This is a genomic window from Aquimarina sp. RZ0 (assembly GCF_008370685.1).
In the GTDB taxonomy this organism is placed as follows: Bacteria; Bacteroidota; Bacteroidia; order Flavobacteriales; family Flavobacteriaceae; genus Aquimarina.
Genome location: NZ_VTZU01000191.1, coordinates 1 through 1,921 on the forward strand (window position 1 = coordinate 1; position 1,921 = coordinate 1,921).

Sequence of the window (1,921 nt, forward strand, 5' to 3'; positions counted from 1 at the left end):
GGGTGAATCGTTAAGAAAAGGAAAATTAAAAAACCAATAATAATAAAATTTAACTATAATTGCAGTATCTCTCAAAGTGGCACCATTTGACCGAAATAGGTGGCACGGTCACTCCGAAATAGCCATCCATTTCAGAACTATCAAGTGCATTTTTAATTTCTTGTGAAAGAGAATCATTATCCTCAAATGCTGATTTAGCCAAATGAATTATAGTTTTATCAAATCCGTCTGTTGTTACATAATGGGCTTCTCTTCCAGAAGCTCGAATAATCCTAATTAAGTTAGTTATTTCATTCGATATTTCACTTCCATAACCACACCAATATAATCTTCCAGCTCCTTTGCGAGTGAAAGCTTTTTTTAAAGCATCCAATAAAGAATCCCCGAGGCAGAGCCATAGGGGTATTCAACGGAAGAAAGTTTTACAATTTAATGAAAACCATCCGTTTTCAAACTTTCCTCTAAAACCTCCGATGCAGAGCATCGAGGAATTCTATTGATTAAAGACCTATCTCTTCCGCTATAACCAATAATTATTAAGTTTTTATCTAGATGATAATTAGATAGATGTTCAATAAATACTTCATTTTTAGAATCTAACTCTTCGACTGTATTCTTTAATGAACTGAATTTATAATCACCGTGAAAAGAGATTGCTAGAAGCTCTTTGTTGCTTTGATTCCGATAGATTCTATCTATATTATCTAGATTTATTTCTATTGGTGTTAGTTTGTTTTGATGAGCAGAGCGAACAATAAGTCCATCAAAATTAGTAGTCCAAACAGATTTAATAATATTATGCTCTGCTAGTAGGCATAAAAGTTTATATCCAATGTATGGCTCTTTATTTTCTATTAGACTTAAAAAATATTTTCTTCTATCATCACTAATTGGATATGCCTTTTCTGCAAAAAACGAATATTCTTCATTTGAATCTAATTCAGGGAATTCTCCTTGACTATCTAACCATTTTTGAATACTTTTTCTAACAGAATCCTCTTTGTAGTTTTTAAAATAATCAGATGCGTTTATGTTTTTGGAAAGATAAATGTCTTTTTTCCATTCCCAGATACAGCCATATGCAGATTGAATTCCTGAACTTATTGAAGCCCCAGCACCTAACAAGATTGAATGAGGAACGTCTGTATTTCTTTTGAAAGACCTTAAAAAAGCATCATAGACAAGATTCAAATTTTCCTTCATTTAAAGTTTTTTTAATACTTGTTTTTTTAATCTAATAAATCTAAAATAAGATATCTAAAAATCAACTAATTACGGAAAACCACAATATTGTATTAAACTCTTAAAATAATGAAATGTAAAATAAGAGAATACTTATCTACATCCAACAAATGTTCTTATGTTATTTATTTTAAGCTATAATACTTTCACAAAAAGCTACTTTAAGAAATCATAGTAGACATTTCTCCTTTAATTCTCATATGTTTAATCTAAAGATTCCTTGTTTTATATCCAAATGTACAAATTCTTTTATTTAAGGTGTAATTTCCCTTAATATCGGTTATTGAATTTGATTGGTGCAGGTAAAGGAGGTGCTAAGGCAATTACGAATCATATAAAATCATTGAATAACCGCATTGTAGTTGATAGCTTAAATTCCAATTCAACAGGATTTTATAAAAGCCAAAGCTTTGGAACAGACCCTTCTTCTCATGACTTAACTTATCCTCCTAAGAAAAAAAAGACTGGTGAGGCTTCTAGTAGTGTGAGACCACCTGAAAAGAAGGGGAAGACTAGCCCTGAGAATAATAAAAGAAAAAGAGGTAATAGATTTTGTAAATTATGTTGATAATAGGGCAATCCATTTTTTAGGGTAGTATCATACTAAATGTGTGAGTTAAAAAAGGAAGTGTAATTATAACCCTGTCCCAAGATTATAATTACACTTCCCATATTTTGA

At 30.6% G+C, this 1,921-nt stretch carries 3 protein-coding genes; 1 reads left to right on the forward strand and 2 read right to left on the reverse strand.

Going from position 1 to position 1,921, the window contains the following annotated elements; genetic code table 11:
* Positions 1-49: 49 nt before the first annotated feature.
* Both F0000_RS27135 and F0000_RS27140 read right to left on the reverse strand, forming a co-directional pair.
* Positions 50-373 carry a hypothetical protein gene (locus tag F0000_RS27135; RefSeq protein WP_188112318.1) on the reverse strand — a complete coding sequence of 108 codons (324 nt, stop codon included), beginning with the start codon at positions 371-373 and terminating at the stop codon, positions 50-52.
* Between the two features lie 56 nt (positions 374-429).
* Positions 430-1,203: an SIR2 family protein gene (locus tag F0000_RS27140; RefSeq protein WP_255452920.1), complete on the reverse strand. Its 774-nt coding sequence runs from the start codon at positions 1,201-1,203 to the stop codon at positions 430-432.
* A 322-nt stretch (positions 1,204-1,525) separates the two neighbouring features.
* Here F0000_RS27140 and F0000_RS27145 point away from each other — a divergent pair, with 322 nt between their 5' ends.
* On the forward strand, positions 1,526-1,810 hold the full coding sequence (locus F0000_RS27145) for a hypothetical protein (RefSeq protein WP_149627827.1): 285 nt from the start codon (positions 1,526-1,528) through the stop codon (positions 1,808-1,810).
* Positions 1,811-1,921: the final 111 nt, after the last annotated feature.